Here is a 20144-nt window from a genome sequence, read left to right on the forward strand (position 1 = left end):
TTATGTTTCATCTACTTGCAATACTGCAAGTTTCAAAATATATTATTTGTTAGCAGGCGTATTCATTACTCTCATCTGTGGGCAGTTCTCTTTTAAGAGTGAAATGAATTTTTCTTCTTCTTGTGGTACGAAAGTGGTCACTGAGTCAAATAAATTATAATTAATTTCTAATTGTTGCCTAGTCCATTTTTTTGAACGAAGTTTTTTGCCAGAGTACTTAATATGGCGAATGTCTTTGAATGAGATTTCAGTACGAAGTATGAAACCGTGTTTTACAACAAGAGATGATTCCGTTACGTTGTAGTGAGAGAAATAGAATGAAGAAAGATTCACGATATTTAATAGCATCATGAGAGTGAAAAAAATAGAATTTTCATTTTGGAAGAATAACGAAACGAAAAAAATAATTATAAATAATGTAATGAAAATGACGTGGAATGGATTTTTTTTCGCTTTAAATTTCAAGTCAGTCACCTCGGTATACTTGTTCTTTAACTAAATTAAATCATAATATTGTGATAAAACGTATGAATATGCAGAATTGCATATTCATACGTTTTATTATTCATGTAAAATTTCTTGATGGGATAAATTCAAAAGAAGTTTTGTAATAGTGGAGTGGCATGAAGTGACTTACAAGAATAGAAAGATAGCGTTAGTCATAATTAGTTGTATGATGATTATGAGTAGTTGTGCTAATAAATTTGTTGAAGATAGAAATCGAAAGCATGCATTTGTACGAGCAAGTAAAGTTTTAGTAGAGACTGTAAATAGAATATATAAAAAGTAAAGGATGTTTTCTTATACGAAAACATCCTTTTTGTCGTTAAAATTGAATACTGAAGTTTTGTAATGAGTGAATACAGGTTCCATATTCACTAATCGCATATGTATTCTGTGCAATTTGCTTAACGGTAAACCAAGGGTCTTGAAGAATATTCATATTCTATTTCATATCTTATAAAATGAAATTGTATAAACATATTCGCTTTTCTTTGTATTAAAGAAGTTCGGTAGATGTTTTTATAAAAGTTTATAAAATGGGTAAACGAAAGATTGAAATGTTTGTTTGTGTTGTGATAAGATGGTAAAGTGACAATAAACGTTATGGTAATTTGTTTGGTTTTAAAATAAACATTTTGAAGGAGTGTTTAGTGTGAGTGATATTTCAGAGAAGTTTTGGGATGCGTCAATAGAAGAATTAAAGAAAGGGTATGTGTTTGATGAAGCAAAAGAGGAGTACATTTGCTTAGCTTGTGGTGAAACATTTATTAAAGGTGTTATTTATCAAGATAATCAAGTTTGGTATGAAGCAGAAAAGTTCGTCCAATTGCATATTCAAAATGAGCATACATCTATGTTTGATTATTTATTAAATATGGATAAGAAATTTACTGGTTTAACGGATTTACAAAAGAGAATGGTTCAGTTTTTCCATATGGGACTGAATGATAAACAAATTGTAAAAGAGTTGGATGGCGGAAGTACATCAACAATTCGTAATCATCGATTTACACTGCGAGAGAAAATGAAGCAAGCAAAAGTATTTTTAGCACTAATGGAATTATCAGAAGAAAAATCAAAAGTACAAACGAAATTTGTGCCAATTCATAGAACAGCAACGATGGTGGATGATCGATACAATATTACGGAAGAAGAAAATGACGAAGTATTAAAAGCTCATTTTACAGAAGGGTTAGATGGACCTCTCTCTAAATTTCCGAAGAAACAAAAGCGTAAATTAATTATCTTACGTCATTTAGTAAAGAAGTTTGATAGTAATAAAAAGTATACTGAAAAAGAAGTAAATACAGTGATAGAAAATGTATACCCTGATTTCGTAACTTTAAGAAGATATTTAATCGAATATGGATTTTTAGATCGAACAGCCGATGGAAGTCAATATTGGGTGAAGTTATAATCATGCGGAAGGAAAATGAATAGAAGCACAGTATTATAACAACTATACAAAGAGATAGATATTGAAAACAGATTTTTAATAAAAGGAGAAATGAAATTTGAAACCACCTGCAGATAACAATAAAGAAGGTGCGGAGTCACAAAAGTTGGAAAGTGAGAGTAAACCGATTTGGAAATCGATGTCTCTGTTTTTAGTACCGTTATTATTAAGTAATGTACTACAATCAGTTGGACAATTATTTGGTATGGTAGTAGTAGGAAGATGGCTTGGAGTTAATGATTTAGCGGCTATATCAGCATTCTTCCCATTATTTTTCTTGCTCGTTTCATTTGTAATTGGTATCGGTTCAGGAAGCTCTATTTTAATTGGTCAGGCGTTTGGTGCTAAAAACGAAGATCGTTTAAAAGCTATCGTTGGTACGACGCTGACATTTACCTTTATTATTGGAGTTGTGTTGGCAATAATAGGCAGTATTTTTGCGATGGATATTATGCGTCTAATGGGAACGCCAGAAAATATTATTGAAATAAGTGTACATTATGCACGAATTTTATTTATATCGATGCCAGTATTATTTTTATATTTTGCATATACAACATTTATGAGAGGTACAGGAGATTCTAAAACGCCATTTTACTTTTTAATTGTAAGTACAGCGCTAAATATGATCTTATTACCGATTCTTATTTTTGGGTGGTTAGGAGCTCCGAAATTAGATGTGTATGGAGCGGCCTATGCTTCTGTTATATCTACAGTTATTACGTTTATTGTCATGCTTGTGTATTTAAAGAAGAAAAATCACCCACTACAACTAGATGGCACAGTAAGAAAGTATCTTCGAATGGACTGGGAGTTATTAAAGTTATTGCTAAGGCTCGGTATTCCAGCGAGTATTAATATGATATTAGTTTCATTATCTGAAATTGCCGTAATCGCGTTTGTAAATCGTTACGGTTCGGATGCAACAGCTGCTTACGGCGTTGTGAATCAAGTTGCAAGTTATGTGCAAATGCCAGCAGTTAGCCTTGGTATTACAGTTTCTATTTTTGCGGCGCAATCGATTGGGGGGAATCAATTTGATCGATTGCAGAAAGTTGTGAAGGCCGGAATTATTATGAACTACGTCATCGGTGGTGTGTTAATATCTCTTATTTACTTATTCTCAAGAGACATTTTATCACTATTTTTAACGAGTCAAACTACAATTGAAATTGCTCATAGCTTAGTTATGATTACGTTATGGAGTTATTTAATTTTCGGTCATGCACAAATTATTAGTGCGACAATGCGAGCGAGCGGTACAGTACTTTGGCCAACTGTTATTGGAGTTGTTTCAATTTGGCTTGTAGAAGTCCCCGTAGCATATTATCTTTCTTACCATACAAGTCTTGGAATAGAAGGCATCTGGATCGGGTATCCAGCAGCATTTATTGTCAGCTTAATATTGCAGTATGCATATTATAAGCTTTCATGGCAAAAGAAACGAATTACACGATTAGTTAGTTAAATAGAAAAATGTCCCTAAGTTATTAGACTTAGGGACATTTTTTCGTAAGTGCAGGTTTACAAATAGCTTTTTAAAGTGATATCAAAATGTTGTCTAATGAGTGTTTTATCACTCATATAAAACTCCCACGCTTTTTCTGGTTCACCGATAATCTCAAAGGATTCCTCTGTAATATATAAAGCACAATTATCCTCCAGTGCAATTCCTTCTATATTCCCTTGATGATTTTGTAAAAAGGAATGGAAGGCGTTCATTCTGTTTAATTGATTATAATGTGGACAAAATCTTTTATTAACAATACCCCATCCGTTACTCTCTATATAACCAAAACCTTCATAATCTGATCGGATACTAGACGTGAACCAACACATAGCACCAGCACTATAACCAGCAATAAGTGTTCCTTGCTGCAGAGCCAATAATAATTTTTCATCAAGTCTATATTCTTTCCATTGTGTAAGCATGTGAATATAGTTTCCACCACCTAAATAAATTAAATCGGCTGAATGAATCATCTCGTCTATTTCATACTTAGAAGGTGAATCTGTTGTAATGCGTAAAATTTGTACTTCACAATGTAATTGTTTTTCAAACGTGTCTAAAAATAATTTTATATAGCTTTCATCATCATGACTAGCCGTTGGAATAAACAATATTTTTGGGTACTGTTTATTTGTTAATTCTATAAGGCGTTCATTAATAGGCAAGTGATTTGAATCTTGTAAATCACCGCCACCAATGACAGCTAATTTCATAGTAAAGCACCACCTAATCATTTTTGTTATATAAAAATTCGATAGAAGAGAGTTACATTCCTTCCGTAATGTAATCAATAATTAGAAAATATAGCTTAAGTATATCGGAATAGTAAAGAAACTACTGACTATATATACCAATGCATTAGAAACCATTCATTGATATATAATATTTCATACTAATGTTTCAAAATATGGAAAAAATATGTTTAAATAGATATAATGACGCATTCATTCATATTGAATTTATACTTATATTTTAAAAGGGTATCGGAAATAATAGCGATTTTCTAAAACAGTTTTTACTTTTAATAGGAAGTTTTATTACAATATGGTAAAATTATTTCAATATATTTATTTAATATGAAATACAAAGAAGGAGCGTGAAAAAAAGTGGATTTTCGATTTGAATTTACAACGAAGCTGAAAGAATACTTAGACGATGAGAAGGATGAAAAAATAATAAAAGATGGACATAGAGATGTAATTTTTCACTATTTATATGCGTTAGAGACTGAAATTGGCGTTGTTAAAAATCCTAATTTTACTTTTTTTGCATCAGGAAGACGTTCACATATAGTGTTAGAAAACGTTGAATTTAAAACAGAAGTAAATGTAAAAAGTAATATAATTGAAATTACAAAAATAGTGGATAATGTAGTTATTCCGTTAGATACTATCGTAGCGAAAGATCGGGAATTATTTGCCCTTGGGCGTAATGAGAAGTTTAGTGTACAAATATTAGAGCAGTATCTCTTTGATACATTTGGAGATAAGTTAGGCTTATAATGAATAGAATGAGGTACGTATTTATAGGTAGTGAATTTTAGTTTATATTACTTGCGTTTGACCTCTCATTTAATTTGTACTACAATTCGTAGTGTGAAAGGAGTCATACGATGTTTACGCAAAACTATAGGTTAAATGAGCAAGGATTAAATCATTTCTTTGGACCGCTTGAAGCGAAGATTATGGAGATTATTTGGTCTACTGAAGGTATTACTATTAAAGAAGTCCAGCGGAAGTTAAGTGAAGAATCGCCTGTGAATTTTAATACTGTTATGACAGTTATGAACAGGTTAGTAGAGAAATTACACTTAGAAAAACAGACTGTGAAAAGAAGTGGCATATATCGTGCTATACAAACGAAAGAAGAATTCTTATCTAATCAAACGAAGAAAATGACACAGGAATTAGTGGGGGAATTTGGAGATTTAGTTGTAACACATATGATAGATGAGTTAGAGCAGGCTGATCCGAATTTAATAAAAAAATTAGAAGACAAATTGAATCAGTTAAAAAAAGAGGATCGATGAAATGAAATGGCAAATGCGTAAAATCGTATTGTTAGCGCTCATTGTTAGTACCCTCTTTTTCAGCTTGTTATTGTATTATGTTACATATCCATTTCTCTTTCAAAATAGGGCATTATTCCTTTCAAAGTTTTGCTTGTTTCAGTTAGAAAAACATATAAAAGAACTATCAATGGTTCGTATTATAATAGCGGCGTTATTATTAATTACTGTATTAATTGTGTGTAAAAGAATTTGGCGGCAATTTTTCTATAGTAAAAAAGTACAAAAAGTACTTATCCCATTTATTAGAAAAGGGAAACAAATATATATATTGCCGACTGCGGAAGTTGCAGCGTTTACAATTGGATTATTCCGTCCGAAAGTTGTCATGTCAGAAGGTTTGCTTCAGACGTTTTCAGATGAAGAGATTGATGCGATTATTTTCCATGAAGAATATCATCAAAATAATTGGGATCCGCTAAAATTATTTTGTTTTACGTTATTAGCAGAAGGAATGATGTACATCCCGATATTAAAAGAATTGTTACAACGATATCATACGTATCAAGAGTTAGCAGCAGATAAATATGCGATGCAAAAAATGGAATCTTCATTTGAGTTAGGTAGCGCGTTATTAAAATTAATTAAAATAAAGACAATGGAAAATCGATGTGTTACAGCTTCATTTGCAAAAACAGCAATAAATTTACGAATCGAGCAAGTGTTAAATGAAAAGGTTATTAAGCTTACTATTCCGTTACATACGAATTCGGTATATGTAACAGTAGGTTTATTCTGTATGTCGGTTGTACTTATTGTCGGAGAGTGCATATAGCCTCTTTTTTTAAGGATAAACACTACTCTATGTAGTGTGGATAGAGTAGTGTTGTCATTTATATCATTATACTTTTTATCGCTATATATATCTTGTTTATCATATATTACAGGTATTTTATTGTATACAAATCAAATGACGAAAATTACAGCATTCTTTATTCGTCTATTCGGTGGATTTACAGGTTTTTAAAAATGAGGAGGAAGAAAAGTGAAGAAACTAATTGCTATTATACTAGTAGGTGCTCTCGTTTGGGCGGGGGTTAACTTTTATAATTCAAAGAAAGAAGAAAAGGAAAGAAAAGCAAAGCAAGCAGAGTTACAAGAGAAAGAAGTATTACCACAAGTAGGTTTTAAAGCACCTGGCATCACATTAAAAGGATTAGACGGAAAGTTGCAGTCGTTAAATGATGCCAAGGGAAAACCATATATTATTAATTTTTGGGCATCATGGTGTGGGCCGTGTGAAATGGAGGCACCTGACTTAGTTCATATGTATGATAAATATAAAAAGGATGTTGAAATTTTTGCGGTGAATGCAACTGTTAGTGACCCAGTACAAGAAGCAAGCGCATTTGCTAATCGCTATGGATTTGAGTTTCCGGTTCTACTAGATATGGACGGAGTAGCTGGACTAGATTATAAAGTATTCTCTTTACCGACGACATTTTTTGTTAATAAAGATGGAATTATAGTAGATCATGTACGAGGTGTATTACCACCAGATCAATTAGAAAAGAAATTTAAGAAATTGATTGAGAGTTAAAAGGGGATTTCGTGATGATGGAGTGGATCGTGAGATTACAACCCGTATCTCTTATAATTGGAAGTCTATTTGGATTTATGTTGATGAAACGAAAGATGAGGCATCAAAATGTATCATATGAAAAAATGATGGATGCCGTAACAAATGCGTTTCTTATCATCGTATTTGTATGGAAGTTTGCACCAGCAATTTTAAATCCTGTATGGGCTTTTGAGGCGCCAGTGCAAGCACTATTAGCTGTTGGAAGTATGCAACATATTGTAGTAGGATGCGTAATTGCTAGTGTATACATTGTTTGGAAAAGTAAAAAGGAACAATTTTTGCTTCGTATTTTACTTGATGTACTCCCTTTTGGATTGTGTGTGAGCACTATCTTTTATTTTCTATTACATCATGAAGTAGGTGCACCAACGACACTACCATGGGGAATGAAAATATATGAATCTAAACTATTATATCACCCTATTTTCGTATACGAGATCATCCTTGCTCTTTGTATAATGGGCTTGTTATGGATGAAAAATGAAAGGATCGGAAATGGAAAGAATATAAGTATTTTTCTAATTGTTGAGGGGTTTGCTCAAATCATTATTTCGCTTGTTAGTGAACAAAATTCGGTTCAGTTTGGTCTATCAGCACAGCAAATAATGAGCTTTTGTATTATTAGTTTAGGGATTTTGTTAGTGCCGAAAAAATAAAAGATAGCCATGTACAGAGAGTATCTGTGTATGGCTATCTTTTATAAGCGTATTTCTTCATCATATGCTAAATCATTATATTGTAGAAATCTAAAAACCCCTTTATTAGGGGTTTTTAGGTTTCTATAGGTCTGCATGTGTTTCTTGTTTATCTGTATCCCATTTTGGAAGTTGTTTTGCTTGTTGATTTTCAGTGAAATTATTAAAGCCAAAAGCAAGTATGCATGTAAAGGTTAAAATAGCTAAACTAATCTTTTTCATTATCTTAGTGCCTCCTTAGTTAATAATTTTTGTTTTGCTTCGTAAGTTTTGAAAAAATATTTTTGAGATTTCTCTATTTTATTCACTTTATGAAATTCTACTGCTAATAATTCGTAATATTCTTGTGCATAATCGTATAATTCTTTACTGTTAAAATATGTAGTGCCTGCAATGATTGCGTTTTCTAAGTCGTCTAGAATACCAGTGTGTTGTGTTTTTAAGATAGTGAAATGGTGTTTATATTCTTGATTATTTAATTCATTACAAATTTCTAAGCCTTTTTGAACCCAATCGTTTGCAAGTTCTTTTTCATTTAAACTAAAATGTTCTTTGGCTTGTAGAAAATTGGCTTTTAGGTGTTTAGGTAATTTGTTTGTAACTATTGTAAGATGTCTAATAGCAAGGGTTGATAGATTTTGAGAAGAGTAGAGCCAACCTAAGTTATTTCGAACTTTTAAGATTAGTGTATCGTCTTTCAGCTTTTGTAAAATATTGATTGCTGAATTATAGTTCTCTTCGGCTTGTTCGAATTGTTTTAAATAAACAGAACATGAGCCTAAAATGTTTTCGCATAGAGCTATTTTAATTTCATAACGTGGATATTTTGAGAAAATCTCTTTCGCTTGATTTGCATAATTGATTGCTGTAAGTGGTTTGTTTGTATGGTGATTAAATATAGCAAATTTATATTTATATTCAGCTTCTTCTAGTTCGCCTGGTACATGTTTTAAAAGGGATTCAGCTTTTTCGTATTCTTTTTTTGCTTCATCATAATTTCCAATAATGGTAGCATGTTCAGCTTTAAAAAAGTGATAATAATAAGTAATAAAGTCTTCAGTTATTAGATTGTCAAAACGAACAATTTGACTAAAAGTATCATACTTAATATTTGTCCAATCGGTTAGGACCTTATATTTAAAGTTTAGTAGGGAGTAGTAAAGCGATAGATTTTAATCAGCTTCAATTTTATTAATCTGTTTCTCTATTTTTTCTTTTAATTGTTTCGCTTCAATTAATTGCTCCGCTACCATTACTTGATATAAAATGTTTAATTCGTTGACAATCTGTTCATGCCCTTTTAATAACACACTCATTATATATTCCCCCATCCGATAAAAGTATCCTAATTTAATTATTTCTATAATAGCAAAATAGAAGAAGTATAAGAGTAATTTTACCGTATTTTTCAAGAAAATTCCGAAAAATCAATTAATTTTTACGTATTTCTTATTTTTATGTGAATATTACAAGTGCCTCTGATAGTGGTGGGATGAATCTGATTCATGATACGTTAGCGTCAATGGGAGGGATAGTTTCACTTGTAAATATGTTTTTAGGAGGCTTGTTCAGATTGGGTCCAACTGTTAAGTTTTTAACAAAAATTTCACTTTCTTATTTAATAAAAACAGGATAATCCGCATTTTATAAGAATCATCCTGTTTTTATTTATACATTAAAAAATCGGCGGAGTAACAGAAAACAAAACAATGGCATTTTTTTTAAAATGATTCACCCATTTATGTTTTAAATAAGCAGGTATCTTTACACTGTCGCCAGTTTCTAATACGTATTCTTCCTCATTTAAATATAATGTGATTTTCCCATCTAAGACAAATGCCAATTCTTCCCCTTTATGTTCTAGCACATTTTCTGATGAAGCTGTATTAGGCGGGATAGTCATAATTGCTGTTGCTAAATTTCCAGTGAAATCAGGTGAAAGCATTTCATATGATAAATTATCGATAATCATTTTCTTTCGTTTATGGGAACGTACAATTAAATCGTCTGTATTTGTATCTTCAAGTAAAAAGCTAAATGTTGGCACATCAAGAGCTTTAGCAAGCACTTTTAATGTTTGAATAGAAGGGTTAGCGGACCCGTGCTCAATTTGACTTAACATAGATGGTGTAATATCAGCCATCTTTGCTAGTTCTTTACTAGTTAAACCTTTTTCTTTTCTTTGTTTTTCAATTTTTTTACCGATATCTATATTTTCCATAATGAAAATCTCCTTAATGATTATTAAATTATATTTAAAAAAATTAAATTAAAATTAACTTAATTGAATGATTTGTGTTAAACTATATTAAAATTAATTTAATTATAATTTATTAAATCGTAAGCTACAAGGTGATGAGGAGGAAGAGAAATGAAGGAAATAGAGAAATTAAAAGAGGAATATCCACTATTAAAGAAATTAATCGCAACAGAAGAAGTATTTTGGATAAATCCAAACATAGAAAAGTATGAAACAGCAATAAAAGGTACACCATTGAATGAAGAGAATGTAAAAGATGCGGAAGAGAGATTAAAGCGTTTTGCGCCATATATTGCGAAAGTTTTTCCTGAAACGAAAGGGACGAACGGCATAATCGAATCACCTTTAGTGAAAATACCTTCTATGAAAAAAGCTTTAGAGACAAATTACAAGCAACCTATTTTAGGAGAATTATTATTAAAATGTGATAGTCATCTCCCGATATCAGGATCAATTAAAGCTAGAGGTGGCATTTATGAAGTGTTGAAACATGCTGAGCAACTAGCATTGCAGCACGGAATGTTAACAGAAGAAGATGATTATTCCATTTTAGATAGTGATACATGTAGAGAGTTTTTCTCGAGGTATTCAATTGCGGTAGGTTCTACAGGGAATTTAGGACTTAGCATAGGAATTATGAGTGCGAATCTAGGTTTTAATGTAACCGTTCATATGTCAGCAGACGCAAAAGAATGGAAGAAAAGTTTATTAAGAAGTAAAGGTGTAAACGTTATTGAATATGAAGATGATTATAGCAAAGCAGTAGAAGAAGGAAGACGACAGGCGGATGCGGATCCTAGCTGTTATTTTGTAGACGATGAAAACTCACATGATCTATTTTTAGGATACTCAGTAGCAGCATCACGATTACAAAAGCAATTAGAAGAGTTAGAGGTTGTAGTAGATGAAGATCACCCTTTATTTGTTTACCTTCCGTGCGGAGTAGGAGGAGGACCTGGTGGAGTAGCATTCGGTTTAAAGTTATTGTATAAAGACAACGTTCATTGTTTCTTTGCAGAGCCAACACACTCACCATGTATGTTACTCGGCTTAATGACAGGCCTTCATGACAAAATTGCCGTTCAAGATATCGGAATTGATAATGTAACAGATGCGGATGGACTTGCGGTAGGAAGGCCATCTGGATTTGTCGGTAAAACGATGGAACCATTTTTGAGTGGGAATTACACAGTAAGTGATGAAGAGTTATATAGATTGTTAAAAGAACTAGCTGATACGGAGAATATTGGTTTAGAGCCTTCTGCACTAGCAGGTATGATAGGGCCAGTGAAAGTATGTAAAGAAGATGAGTATTTACAAAAGCAACAGTTAACAGAGAAGGTGAAAAAAGGTACTCATATTGTGTGGGGAACGGGTGGAAGTATGGTTCCAAAAGATGTAATGAATGAATATTATAGGAAAGGTTTGGAGTTAACGGTATAAGAAAAATGAGGCTAATTGTAGCCTCATTTTTTCATGTACATAAAAATCTTTGTTATTTTCACAATAGTTCTTTATAGTATATATAAAGGATAACTAATATTGAATAAATACAACAAAAAAGCTTTATTTTACATAATAAGAGGATGTGTATACGATGTCATTACAGACTAAATATATAGCGGGTATTTCGCTTGGGGTTATGGGTGTCGGCTTTGCGGCTTCTATCCCTTTTCAAGGAACGGTAGCAGGAGAGATTATACAAGGGGGATTTGAAGCTGGATTGGTTGGTGGACTTGCAGATTGGTTTGCGGTTACTGCTTTATTCCGTCATCCGATGGGAATACCAATCCCGCATACAGCTTTGTTACCTAAAAATCGTAAACGGGTAACGAAAGGGCTCATTCATACGTTAGAAAATGAATGGCTGACGAAAGAAAGTATTACGAATAAAGTAAAAGAGATGCAATTAGCACAGATGGTACTGCAAATTGCTGAGAGAGAAATGCAGTCTGATGCTGTGAAAAAGGGGATTGTAACGATTGCAGAGAAAGCAATTGTTACAATAGATACAGAAAAGTTAGCTGTTATTATTGAAAAAGAATTAAAAACATATTTGCATACAATTAATACAAGTAACATTTTACAAGTGCTTGTTGATCAATTAGTTGTGCAAGAATATGATGAAAAGACACTTGATTACATATTAGTGAAGGTAAAAGATTGGACAGCGCAAGATGAAGCTCGTTACCAGCTCGGTAGCTTAGGTATGAAGGCGATGGAAAATATAAAAGTAGATGGATTCTTGCAGTTTACTTTGAAATCATTTATGAATATTGTAGATGAAGATAAAATTGGCGGCATTTTGCAGAAGTTTATCATTAGTAATATTAACAGCTTACAAGAGGCTGATAATACCACAAGACAACTTATATTAGCGAAGATTCGTCAAGAAATTATCAATGTAAAAGAAAATGAAGCCTTACTAAAGGAATTAGAAAATTGGAAAGAAAAGTGGATTGCGAATTGGGATGCTACTGACAAAATAAAAGAGATGCTAGAGCAAGTACAACAAAGAGCAGTTGCTTTTGTAAATAATGAAGAATTTGCTGATAAATATGTTATTCCATTTTTACAAAAACAAATGAATAAAATAAAAGAAGATGAACAGATAGTTCAAAAAATAGAAGATTGGTTACAAAAACAAGTTGTGAGTCTTGTTGAGAAGAACCATTCGAAAATTGGTAAGCTTGTACAAGAAAACCTTGATAAGTTAGATGATAAAACGTTAATCGAAATGATTGAAAATAACGTCGGTAAAGATTTACAGTGGATCCGAGTAAACGGGGCTGTTTGCGGATTTATGATTGGATTAGTGTTAGAAGGAATTAAAGCGATTATATGAGAAAAACCTTCCGCAATTGCGGAAGGTTTTTTATTTTTCGATAACGCTCATATTCAAATTATAAGTTTTCTCAATATTTAACTTGTACGTCCCATTTCCAGTTTTAATCGAATTTTTATACCAATGTTCTTGCTCGTTTAATTCTGGATGTTCTTCTGAAGAATTATTTTCTTTTTTCGTTAAATCTTCTACTTGCTCCCAAGGTGTATTTCCAATAGCTTCTTTTTGGTTTGTTACTGCTGTTAGAGAGATGTCACTTTCTTTTATTAAATGAACAGATACACCTGAGCTTTCTTGTACAAACCAATTGTTTTGTAGTTGACCTGGATAAAGAGAAAGTTCTCGATTAGAAGCACGAATTTCTACATGTTTCGTTTGTGGTAGTACAAGCGTCGGCTTTACGCGTGGTTCATGACCAAATATTCTTTGATGAAACGGTAACGACTTTAATGTTATATACATTGTTTCTCCGGTCGTTTGAACTGAAAGAAAATCTTCTTGTTTTAAATTGGGTTTTTCATTTCCTTTTGTCGTCATTTCGTATGTTCCAAGAAGGTTAACTTCATTTGAGTTCCTTCCATCTATCGTTAGAGGATGGTTGTCTGTACCTGCATCTACTACAATTTTATTGATAGATTCAGGAATGCTAAGTTTACTTTCTGGAATCGTGTTTGTTTGTCTAGTTGTATGAATGGCGTAGCGAACTTCATCTAGTAATCCAGTTGATAATAAACAGTAAAAAGCAATTCCGACGCTTCCTAAAACACCGATAAAGAAAATACTAAAAATATCATATTTAATAAATGATTGTTCCTTCTTAGAAAATAGAAGGTATAGTAAAACTTCAGCTCCAAGTATGATAAGTAAAACTGGCCACCATGCAGTTAGTGTATCTAATACTTGAATTCCTTTTACGACTGAAAATAGTAAAAAGCATCCTAACGATATAATAGAAAGCCCCATTGAGAATGTTCCAACACGCCAAGTCCTCATTCGCTTGTCCCACCTTTGTTTTCTTTATTTCCAAGTAACAATTTAAAGCCGCCGCCAATTAAAAGGAGCGCAACGATAGATGTTTGGAAATAGCGATAATATAGTTCACTAAGATGAATATTAAATATAGTTACAAAATAATCATTCAAAATAGGAAGGACTGTTTGATCTAATAAATAATAAACACCGAGTGTAATTAATCCGATACCAATCCATCTTTGATGATTTATAAAATAATCGATAATGGGTTCGTCTTGTACTCGTTCTTTTCCGTATTTTGCTGTTTGCTGTAAAGCATCAAAAAAGCTATAGAACCAAATGATTGGCACTAAAAATAAAAACGCAGAAAGTCTTAATAAGTCGAGTAAATAAATAGATAGTAAGAAGGCTGCCATAAGCTGAAGACCACGGCGTTGTAAGCCTAAATACATATGACCTGCACCAGGGAACATAGCTAAAATAGAAGCAAATGTTTTACTTTTCTTTCCCTGCTCTCGATGTTCTTCAAAATCTTCGAAAATAGTACGATCATCTAATTGCTCGCCACGTTCTTTTTTCTGGAGTTGCTGAACAACGTCAAAGAAATTGTAAATCCATAAAACAGGTAATGTAATAAGGAAGATAAGAAAACTTTCTTGCGATGTTAAAAGTGCAACGAAAATGATCATACTTCCGATTCCTGTGCAAGCTACTAAAAATGTAAGTCCGCGTTGCATAAGTCCTAATTGAAAATGGCCAAGTCCAGGGATGATGGATAAGAGAATGATATAAAATCGTTCGCTCTCTTTAGAGGATTCTATGAATTCTCCGGCAGCTTGTTTTTTCGATTGATTAATAATAGTGATAACTAAATCTAATAAATTGATTGCCCATAACACGACTAGTAAAAATAGAGAAAGAAAAGCAATATCACGGGCTCCTAATGCTATTGTACAAAATGCTGCAAAGATAAATAGAAATACAGCCCCTCCGCTATATAAAATAAACCGTCCAAATTTCTTTAAATATAAATGTCCAAGCCCAGGAATTAGCCCTAATACAAGTGCTAAAAAGGGATTTTTATTCATGCTTTGAACCTCCGTCCTTTTTCGATGTGTCTACCGATTTGTTTACAATTTGTTGTGAAATAGAAGACTCGTTATGTTTTGAAGATTTCTCTAAATTTGATGTCGCTGTAAAAATATACTGAAATAAACCACTTACCATAAAAATAATTGTAGCCGCAGTCGCAATTATGTAATGAATGATCGTGCGCTTTAGTGAGGTTGTTTTTATATTTTCATTAGACTGTAGTGTTTCAAAATTAATTTGCGTCATAACTTCGTTCGTAAATGAATCATCATTTATCATTGGAAGGTTTTCATGTTGTTCATCAATACTTTCCATATAAAGTGCTAAACAATGATCACATTTATAAAGATGTTCTTCCATAGATTCACGTTCATTGCTTTCTATAAAATCTAATGTATAATTGCGCCAATCTTCTTTTGAATAATGCATCATAGAAACTCTTCCTCCTTCCAATGTTTTTTAATCCATTTTCGTGCTCGATACAGTTTCATTTCGACTGTTTTTACTTCGATGTTTTCCTGTAAAGCAATTTCTTGATAGCTCTTTTCTTCTAAGTAATGTGCGAGAACGACGTCACGGTAATTTTCGGGAAGTTCTCGCAGTTTTTGAGCAATGAGTAATTTCTGCTCTTTCGTCAATAATAAAGCCTCAATATTATGAGAGGACTGTATATTTTCCTCAGCTTCTTTACATAAGGAGAGTTCTTCACTTTCTCTAGCTTTCTTTCTCTTATAATCAATAGCGTGATTGGTAGCAATACGTGCCATCCACGTTTTTAATCCACGAAATTGATAATTTGGGAGAGAGGTGTGAATTTTTACGAATACTTCTTGTGTAACATCTTTCGCATCTTCTTCATGTCTTAAAATAGAAAAGATAACTTGAAAAATATAATGACGATATGTTTGTACAAGGATACGAAAAGCATGCTCGCTTCCTTGCTGTGCTTTTTCAATTAATTGTTTTTCCTCAATCGGTCTCTCCCTCCTTTTTGACGCATTCTATTATATAGACGTAAAGAATGATAAGTCACCCTACACATTTTGTAAAAAAAGAATAATATATTTTTTGCGGGAGAGCTAGATGAAAAAAGGTGTGAAAAAATGGTAAAGAGAAGTATATAATGAGCAAGTAGGAAATGTTATACGGAGAAAGGATGTGAATGTTAGTAGGGAAAGATTCATACTAACAAACATGAAAATTAAAATATTAATAGCAGATGATAACTCTTTTATTAGAGAGGGCATGAAAATTATTTTAAATACATACGAAGAGTTTGAAGTAGTAGATACTGTAAATGATGGGGAAGAAGCTGTAGCGTATTGTAAAAAGCATGAAGTTGATATTGCTCTTTTAGATGTTCGTATGCCAAATATGAACGGTGTAGAGGCGACGAAGTTCATTTGTGAAGAGACGAAAACAAAACCGCTTATTTTAACGACGTTTGATGATGATGAGTATATTTTGGATGCAGTAAAAAACGGAGCGAAAGGTTATTTATTAAAAAATAACGATCCGGAGCGTATTCGTGATGCGATAAAAGGAGTATATAACGGTCAAACTGTTATGCAAGATGTTGTCCTCGATAAAATTAAGTCTAATTTAATGGAAAGTAAAGAGGAAGAATGTAAAATTGATAAGAGCCTTTTCACAGAAAGGGAGCTTAGTATTATCGCATTAATTGCAAAAGGTTTCTCAAATAAAGAAATTTCGAAACAGCTTTTTATATCTGAGGGAACAATTGCAAATTATATTACGTCAGTTTTAGGGAAAACTGGACTTGAACATCGCACACAAATTGCGATTTATTACTTAACAGGGAAAGTAGATTAATGATATGGAATTTTGGTTAACTGTAAGTAAATTAATTGTCTTTATATATATTGTGTTCAGTTACATACATTCAAATGTTACGAACTTACCATGGGTTATATTTGCTTTGCTTTTATATCTTTCTGTAAACGTGCTAATCTCTATATTAAAAAAAGATACGTACAAAAAAATATTGATTTGTATTTCAATTAGTGTAGTTATGTTATTAACATGGAGGGTTCATCCGTTTTTTATTTTGTTTTTACCTTTGAATTTATACGAAATTACATTCCATTACATAGACAAGAATTGGTCACACTTTGTTATTATGATGCTTCCAATTACAATTACAGATGAAAGCATTCGAATGACTTATGGATTAATTGTTGCATTTTCTTTTCTCGTTTTAACTATGGCAGATCGATATATATCACGTGTAGTAAAGCTTGAATCGCAAAATGATAAGATGCGAAAAGATATGCAACGACTTACGAAAAGCTTACATGAAAATAAAGAGTACATAAGACAATCAGAATACACATTTAAGTTAGAAGAGAGAAATCGATTATCACAAGAAATTCATGATAAAATTGGTCACTCGATGACAGGCGCATTGATTCAAATGGAAGCAGCAAAGAGATTAATGGGGATAGATAAAGAAAAATCTGCGGAGTTATTACAAAATGCAATTCACATTTCAAAAGATGGAATTGAAAGTATTCGCATTACATTAAAAAATATGAAGCCACCAACTGAGCAAATTGGCATTCACCGTATGAAATTATTCATAGAGGAGTTTGCTAGTAAGCATGATGTAAACATTCCTTTCGTATATAAGGGAAACTTAGATATGATTTCTCCCATTCAGTGGAAAATTATTGGTGAAAATGTTACAGAGGCATTAACAAATGCGATGAAATATGCTGATGCGACAGTTATTTCTATAGATATTCATGTACTTAACAAGATGGTTAAGGTGCAAGTGAAGGATAACGGAAAAGGCGCAGCCCTTGTTAAGAAAGGTCTCGGTATTATGGGGATGGAGGAGCGAACAGCGTCTGTAAACGGAAAAATTATTGTAGATGGAACAAGTGGTTTTTTAGTGACGATGTTGTTGCCGATATAAGAGAATGGGACGAAGATGAACCATCTCATATGAAAAAAGTGAATAATCTCATGTGAAAAGAATGAACTTCTGCACTGAGCAGGTTCATTCTTTTTGTTTATACTAATAGCAGAGAAACCGAAATAGGGGTGAAATGATGAATACATTAGAAATTAAAAATTTAACGAAAAAATTTGGTGATTTTATCGCAGTTGATAATATGTCTTTATCTATTAAAGAAGGAGAAATATTTGGCTTTTTAGGATCAAATGGTGCTGGTAAGAGTACAACGATAAATATGATTGCTGGTTTGTTAAGAAGTAATGAAGGCGAAATTAGCATACTAGGAAAAAATATAAAGAAACATAATCGATTTGCAAAAATGAATATCGGAATCGTTCCGCAAGATATTGCGATTTATGAAGAGTTAACTGCCTATGAAAATGTGAAATTCTTTGCTGGATTGTATGGGTTAAGAGGGGTTGAACTAAAAGCAAGAGTAGAGGAAGCACTTCAATTTGTGGGGCTTAGCGATAAACATAAGAGTTACCCGAAAAACTTTTCTGGTGGGATGAAACGAAGACTGAATATAGCTTGTGCAATTGCTCATAGACCGAAGTTAATTATTATGGATGAACCGACAGTTGGAATTGATCCGCAGTCAAGAAACTATATCCTTCAGTCTGTTCGGAAATTAAATGAAATGGGAAGCACGATTATTTACACGAGCCACTACATGGAAGAAGTGGAAGAGATTTGTACAAAAATCGCAATTGTCGACCACGGTAAAGTGATTGCAGAAGGTACGAAAGAACAGTTAAAAGCGATTATTACAGATACGAAAGATATTTGGATTGAAGTGAAGTCAGTAGAAAATTTAGATGTAGAAAAGTTAAAAGAGATAAACGGTGTGAAAGCTGTTCAAATTGAAGAGAACGTAATCAAGGTAAACTCGGATGCAGGATTAAATAATTTAAATAAAATTATTCAGCATTTCATTAATCACGATATTGAAATTCGTTCGTTAGAAGAGCAGGCACCGAATTTAGAAACTGTATTTCTTACGTTGACTGGAAGAAACTTACGAGATAAATAAAAAGTAAATGAAGAAAAGGTAAAGGGAGGTTCATCAATTGAACATCTTCAATATTGCAGTTATGCATATTAAAAGAGATTTCAGAGACGTAAGAACTTTAGTTTTTATGTTAGCATTTCCGGTTGTACTTATGCTTGTGTTAGGAACAGCGTTAACGAATGCATTTGATAGCGATAGTCAAGCGATTAAAGATATACAAGTGCTCTACAAAGATGAAGCGAGTAGCACATTTTCTCAATCGTTCGAAGCATTTACGAAAGAAGTCGATAAATCGGGTATTCATTTTAAAAAAGCTTCCGAAGGTATAGATGGGAAAGAAGAAGTGAAGCAAAATAAATATGCTGTTTATGTAGAGTTAAATAAAGATGGTGCAAAATTGTACGGAAGTGACAAAAGTAGTATTGAGGGGAGTATTGTGGAAGGAATGCTTACAACATTTGTTGATAAGTACAATGTAGCGGCCGAAGTTGCAAAAGTAGATCCTACTAAGGTGAGCACAGTTATTTCAAACGGAAATCATAATGATTATATAAAAGAAACATCCTTACAAGCTACGAAAAAACCAGGTTCCATGGATTACTATGCGATTGTAATGACAACGATGATTGCATTATATGCTGCAATGGGAGCGAGTTCTTTAATCCGAGGAGAACGCATACGTAAAACAGGAGATCGTCTCATTGCTGCACCTATAAGTAAAGCTGAAATATTTATTGGAAAAGTACTTGGTAGCCTAGTAGCGAACGCCCTTTGCGTATTACTTGTCATGTTATTTAGTAAATTTGTATTTCAAGCGAATTGGGGCGACCACCTTGGAATCATATTTATTATTTTATTAACACAAGTCTTTCTAGCAATTAGCTTCGGTTTAGGGATCGGGTATATTACGAAAACAGCTGAATCATCGAGAGCAATTATTCTTGTTGTTATACAGTTAGCTTCTATTTTTGGTGGTGCATACTTCGTAGTAGAAGAAAATTTAGTTACGAACTTATCACCATTAACGTGGGCAAACACAGCTGTCATGAAAATTATTTATGCAAACGATGTAGGAGCGACACTGCCAGTAATATGTTTAAATCTTGGGATTTCAGCACTCTTTTTATTAATTGCAATTATTGCATTACGTAGACGGGAGGGGCTATAG

General features: G+C 32.7%; 23 protein-coding genes and 1 pseudogene. 15 read left to right on the forward strand and 9 right to left on the reverse strand.

Going from position 1 to position 20144, the window contains the following annotated elements:
* Positions 1-42 precede the first annotated feature (42 nt).
* Positions 43-465 (reverse strand): PH domain-containing protein, encoded by a 423-nt coding sequence (locus tag CGQ22_RS15320; protein ID WP_000669074.1) that lies wholly within the window; start codon positions 463-465, stop codon positions 43-45.
* A 163-nt stretch (positions 466-628) separates the two neighbouring features.
* Here CGQ22_RS15320 and CGQ22_RS31990 point away from each other — a divergent pair, with 163 nt between their 5' ends.
* From CGQ22_RS31990 to CGQ22_RS15330, 3 genes are all read left to right on the forward strand, one after another.
* A complete protein-coding gene (locus CGQ22_RS31990) occupies positions 629-790 on the forward strand; it encodes a hypothetical protein (protein WP_175423355.1) in 162 nt (53 codons plus the stop codon).
* A gap of 366 nt (positions 791-1156) precedes the next feature.
* Positions 1157-1921 (forward strand): DUF2087 domain-containing protein, encoded by a 765-nt coding sequence (locus CGQ22_RS15325; RefSeq protein ID WP_089148935.1) that lies wholly within the window; start codon positions 1157-1159, stop codon positions 1919-1921.
* Positions 1922-2018: 97 nt separating this feature from the next.
* The gene (locus CGQ22_RS15330; protein ID WP_089148936.1) at positions 2019-3428 is read left to right on the forward strand and encodes an MATE family efflux transporter; all 1410 of its coding nucleotides are present in this window, start codon (positions 2019-2021) and stop codon (positions 3426-3428) included.
* Between the two features lie 56 nt (positions 3429-3484).
* On the opposite strand, the gene CGQ22_RS15335 is transcribed toward CGQ22_RS15330, so the two are convergent.
* A complete protein-coding gene (locus CGQ22_RS15335; protein ID WP_000762112.1) occupies positions 3485-4183 on the reverse strand; it encodes a peptidase E in 699 nt (232 codons plus the stop codon).
* 393 nt (positions 4184-4576) lie between these two features.
* Here CGQ22_RS15335 and CGQ22_RS15340 point away from each other — a divergent pair, with 393 nt between their 5' ends.
* The 6 genes from CGQ22_RS15340 to CGQ22_RS15360 all read left to right on the forward strand — a co-directional run bounded on the left by CGQ22_RS15340 (position 4577) and on the right by CGQ22_RS15360 (position 7776).
* Positions 4577-4972, forward strand: a complete 396-nt coding sequence (locus tag CGQ22_RS15340) for a DUF3942 family protein (RefSeq protein ID WP_000347526.1) — start codon at positions 4577-4579, stop codon at positions 4970-4972.
* Positions 4973-5082: 110 nt separating this feature from the next.
* Positions 5083-5499, forward strand: a complete 417-nt coding sequence (locus CGQ22_RS15345; protein ID WP_000495078.1) for a BlaI/MecI/CopY family transcriptional regulator — start codon at positions 5083-5085, stop codon at positions 5497-5499.
* A gap of 1 nt (position 5500) precedes the next feature.
* Positions 5501-6313 (forward strand): M56 family metallopeptidase, encoded by an 813-nt coding sequence (locus tag CGQ22_RS15350; RefSeq protein WP_089148937.1) that lies wholly within the window; start codon positions 5501-5503, stop codon positions 6311-6313.
* Positions 6314-6361: 48 nt separating this feature from the next.
* Positions 6362-6505, forward strand: coding sequence for a hypothetical protein (locus CGQ22_RS31995; RefSeq protein ID WP_175423356.1), 144 nt, complete (start codon positions 6362-6364; stop codon positions 6503-6505).
* 18 nt (positions 6506-6523) lie between these two features.
* Positions 6524-7078 carry a TlpA family protein disulfide reductase gene (locus CGQ22_RS15355; RefSeq protein ID WP_000733185.1) on the forward strand — a complete coding sequence of 185 codons (555 nt, stop codon included), beginning with the start codon at positions 6524-6526 and terminating at the stop codon, positions 7076-7078.
* Between the two features lie 17 nt (positions 7079-7095).
* A complete protein-coding gene (locus tag CGQ22_RS15360; protein WP_139032819.1) occupies positions 7096-7776 on the forward strand; it encodes a prolipoprotein diacylglyceryl transferase family protein in 681 nt (226 codons plus the stop codon).
* Positions 7777-7899: 123 nt separating this feature from the next.
* Here the strand turns inward: CGQ22_RS15360 and CGQ22_RS32000 are convergent, their stop codons facing one another.
* The 3 genes and pseudogenes from CGQ22_RS32000 to CGQ22_RS15375 form a co-directional block, all read right to left on the reverse strand.
* On the reverse strand, positions 7900-8037 hold the full coding sequence (locus CGQ22_RS32000; RefSeq protein WP_000724010.1) for a hypothetical protein: 138 nt from the start codon (positions 8035-8037) through the stop codon (positions 7900-7902).
* Positions 8037-9131: pseudogene (locus tag CGQ22_RS32750) on the reverse strand (response regulator aspartate phosphatase). The gene CGQ22_RS32000 and the pseudogene CGQ22_RS32750 overlap by 1 nt, the downstream one beginning before the upstream one ends.
* 359 nt (positions 9132-9490) lie before the next feature.
* Positions 9491-10036: a helix-turn-helix domain-containing protein gene (locus tag CGQ22_RS15375; RefSeq protein ID WP_089148940.1), complete on the reverse strand. Its 546-nt coding sequence runs from the start codon at positions 10034-10036 to the stop codon at positions 9491-9493.
* 150 nt (positions 10037-10186) lie between these two features.
* On the opposite strand from CGQ22_RS15375, the gene CGQ22_RS15380 reads away from it, so the two are divergent.
* Positions 10187-11518 (forward strand): D-serine ammonia-lyase, encoded by a 1332-nt coding sequence (locus CGQ22_RS15380; protein ID WP_089148941.1) that lies wholly within the window; start codon positions 10187-10189, stop codon positions 11516-11518.
* A 154-nt stretch (positions 11519-11672) separates the two neighbouring features.
* Positions 11673-12920: a DUF445 domain-containing protein gene (locus tag CGQ22_RS15385; protein ID WP_000058310.1), complete on the forward strand. Its 1248-nt coding sequence runs from the start codon at positions 11673-11675 to the stop codon at positions 12918-12920.
* Between the two features lie 30 nt (positions 12921-12950).
* Here CGQ22_RS15385 and exsE read toward each other — a convergent pair whose 3' ends face one another.
* From exsE to CGQ22_RS15405, 4 genes are read right to left on the reverse strand one after another with little or no spacing between them, the layout of a single operon-like run.
* Positions 12951-13913 carry an exosporium protein ExsE gene (gene exsE, locus CGQ22_RS15390; RefSeq protein WP_089148942.1) on the reverse strand — a complete coding sequence of 321 codons (963 nt, stop codon included), beginning with the start codon at positions 13911-13913 and terminating at the stop codon, positions 12951-12953.
* Complete coding sequence (locus CGQ22_RS15395; RefSeq protein WP_001039097.1) at positions 13910-14980, reverse strand: hypothetical protein; 1071 nt, start codon at positions 14978-14980, stop codon at positions 13910-13912. Before CGQ22_RS15395 ends, exsE begins: the two co-directional genes overlap by 4 nt.
* The gene (locus CGQ22_RS15400) at positions 14973-15416 is read right to left on the reverse strand and encodes a hypothetical protein (RefSeq protein ID WP_000972357.1); all 444 of its coding nucleotides are present in this window, start codon (positions 15414-15416) and stop codon (positions 14973-14975) included. The genes CGQ22_RS15395 and CGQ22_RS15400 overlap by 8 nt, the downstream gene beginning before the upstream one ends.
* The gene (locus tag CGQ22_RS15405) at positions 15413-15958 is read right to left on the reverse strand and encodes an RNA polymerase sigma factor (RefSeq protein ID WP_306461541.1); all 546 of its coding nucleotides are present in this window, start codon (positions 15956-15958) and stop codon (positions 15413-15415) included. Before CGQ22_RS15405 ends, CGQ22_RS15400 begins: the two co-directional genes overlap by 4 nt.
* Positions 15959-16178: 220 nt before the next feature.
* On the opposite strand from CGQ22_RS15405, the gene CGQ22_RS15415 reads away from it, so the two are divergent.
* The 4 genes from CGQ22_RS15415 (at position 16179) to CGQ22_RS15430 (ending at position 20144) form a co-directional block, all read left to right on the forward strand.
* Positions 16179-16817 carry a response regulator transcription factor gene (locus CGQ22_RS15415; protein ID WP_000694093.1) on the forward strand — a complete coding sequence of 213 codons (639 nt, stop codon included), beginning with the start codon at positions 16179-16181 and terminating at the stop codon, positions 16815-16817.
* 4 nt (positions 16818-16821) lie between these two features.
* A complete protein-coding gene (locus CGQ22_RS15420; protein WP_000397657.1) occupies positions 16822-17922 on the forward strand; it encodes a sensor histidine kinase in 1101 nt (366 codons plus the stop codon).
* Between the two features lie 136 nt (positions 17923-18058).
* On the forward strand, positions 18059-18997 hold the full coding sequence (locus CGQ22_RS15425; protein ID WP_001093829.1) for an ABC transporter ATP-binding protein: 939 nt from the start codon (positions 18059-18061) through the stop codon (positions 18995-18997).
* 37 nt (positions 18998-19034) lie between these two features.
* On the forward strand, positions 19035-20144 hold the full coding sequence (locus CGQ22_RS15430) for an ABC transporter permease (RefSeq protein WP_061883988.1): 1110 nt from the start codon (positions 19035-19037) through the stop codon (positions 20142-20144).

The organism is Bacillus sp. M13(2017), from assembly GCF_002218325.1.
Lineage (GTDB): Bacteria > Bacillota > Bacilli > Bacillales > Bacillaceae_G > Bacillus_A > Bacillus_A thuringiensis_K.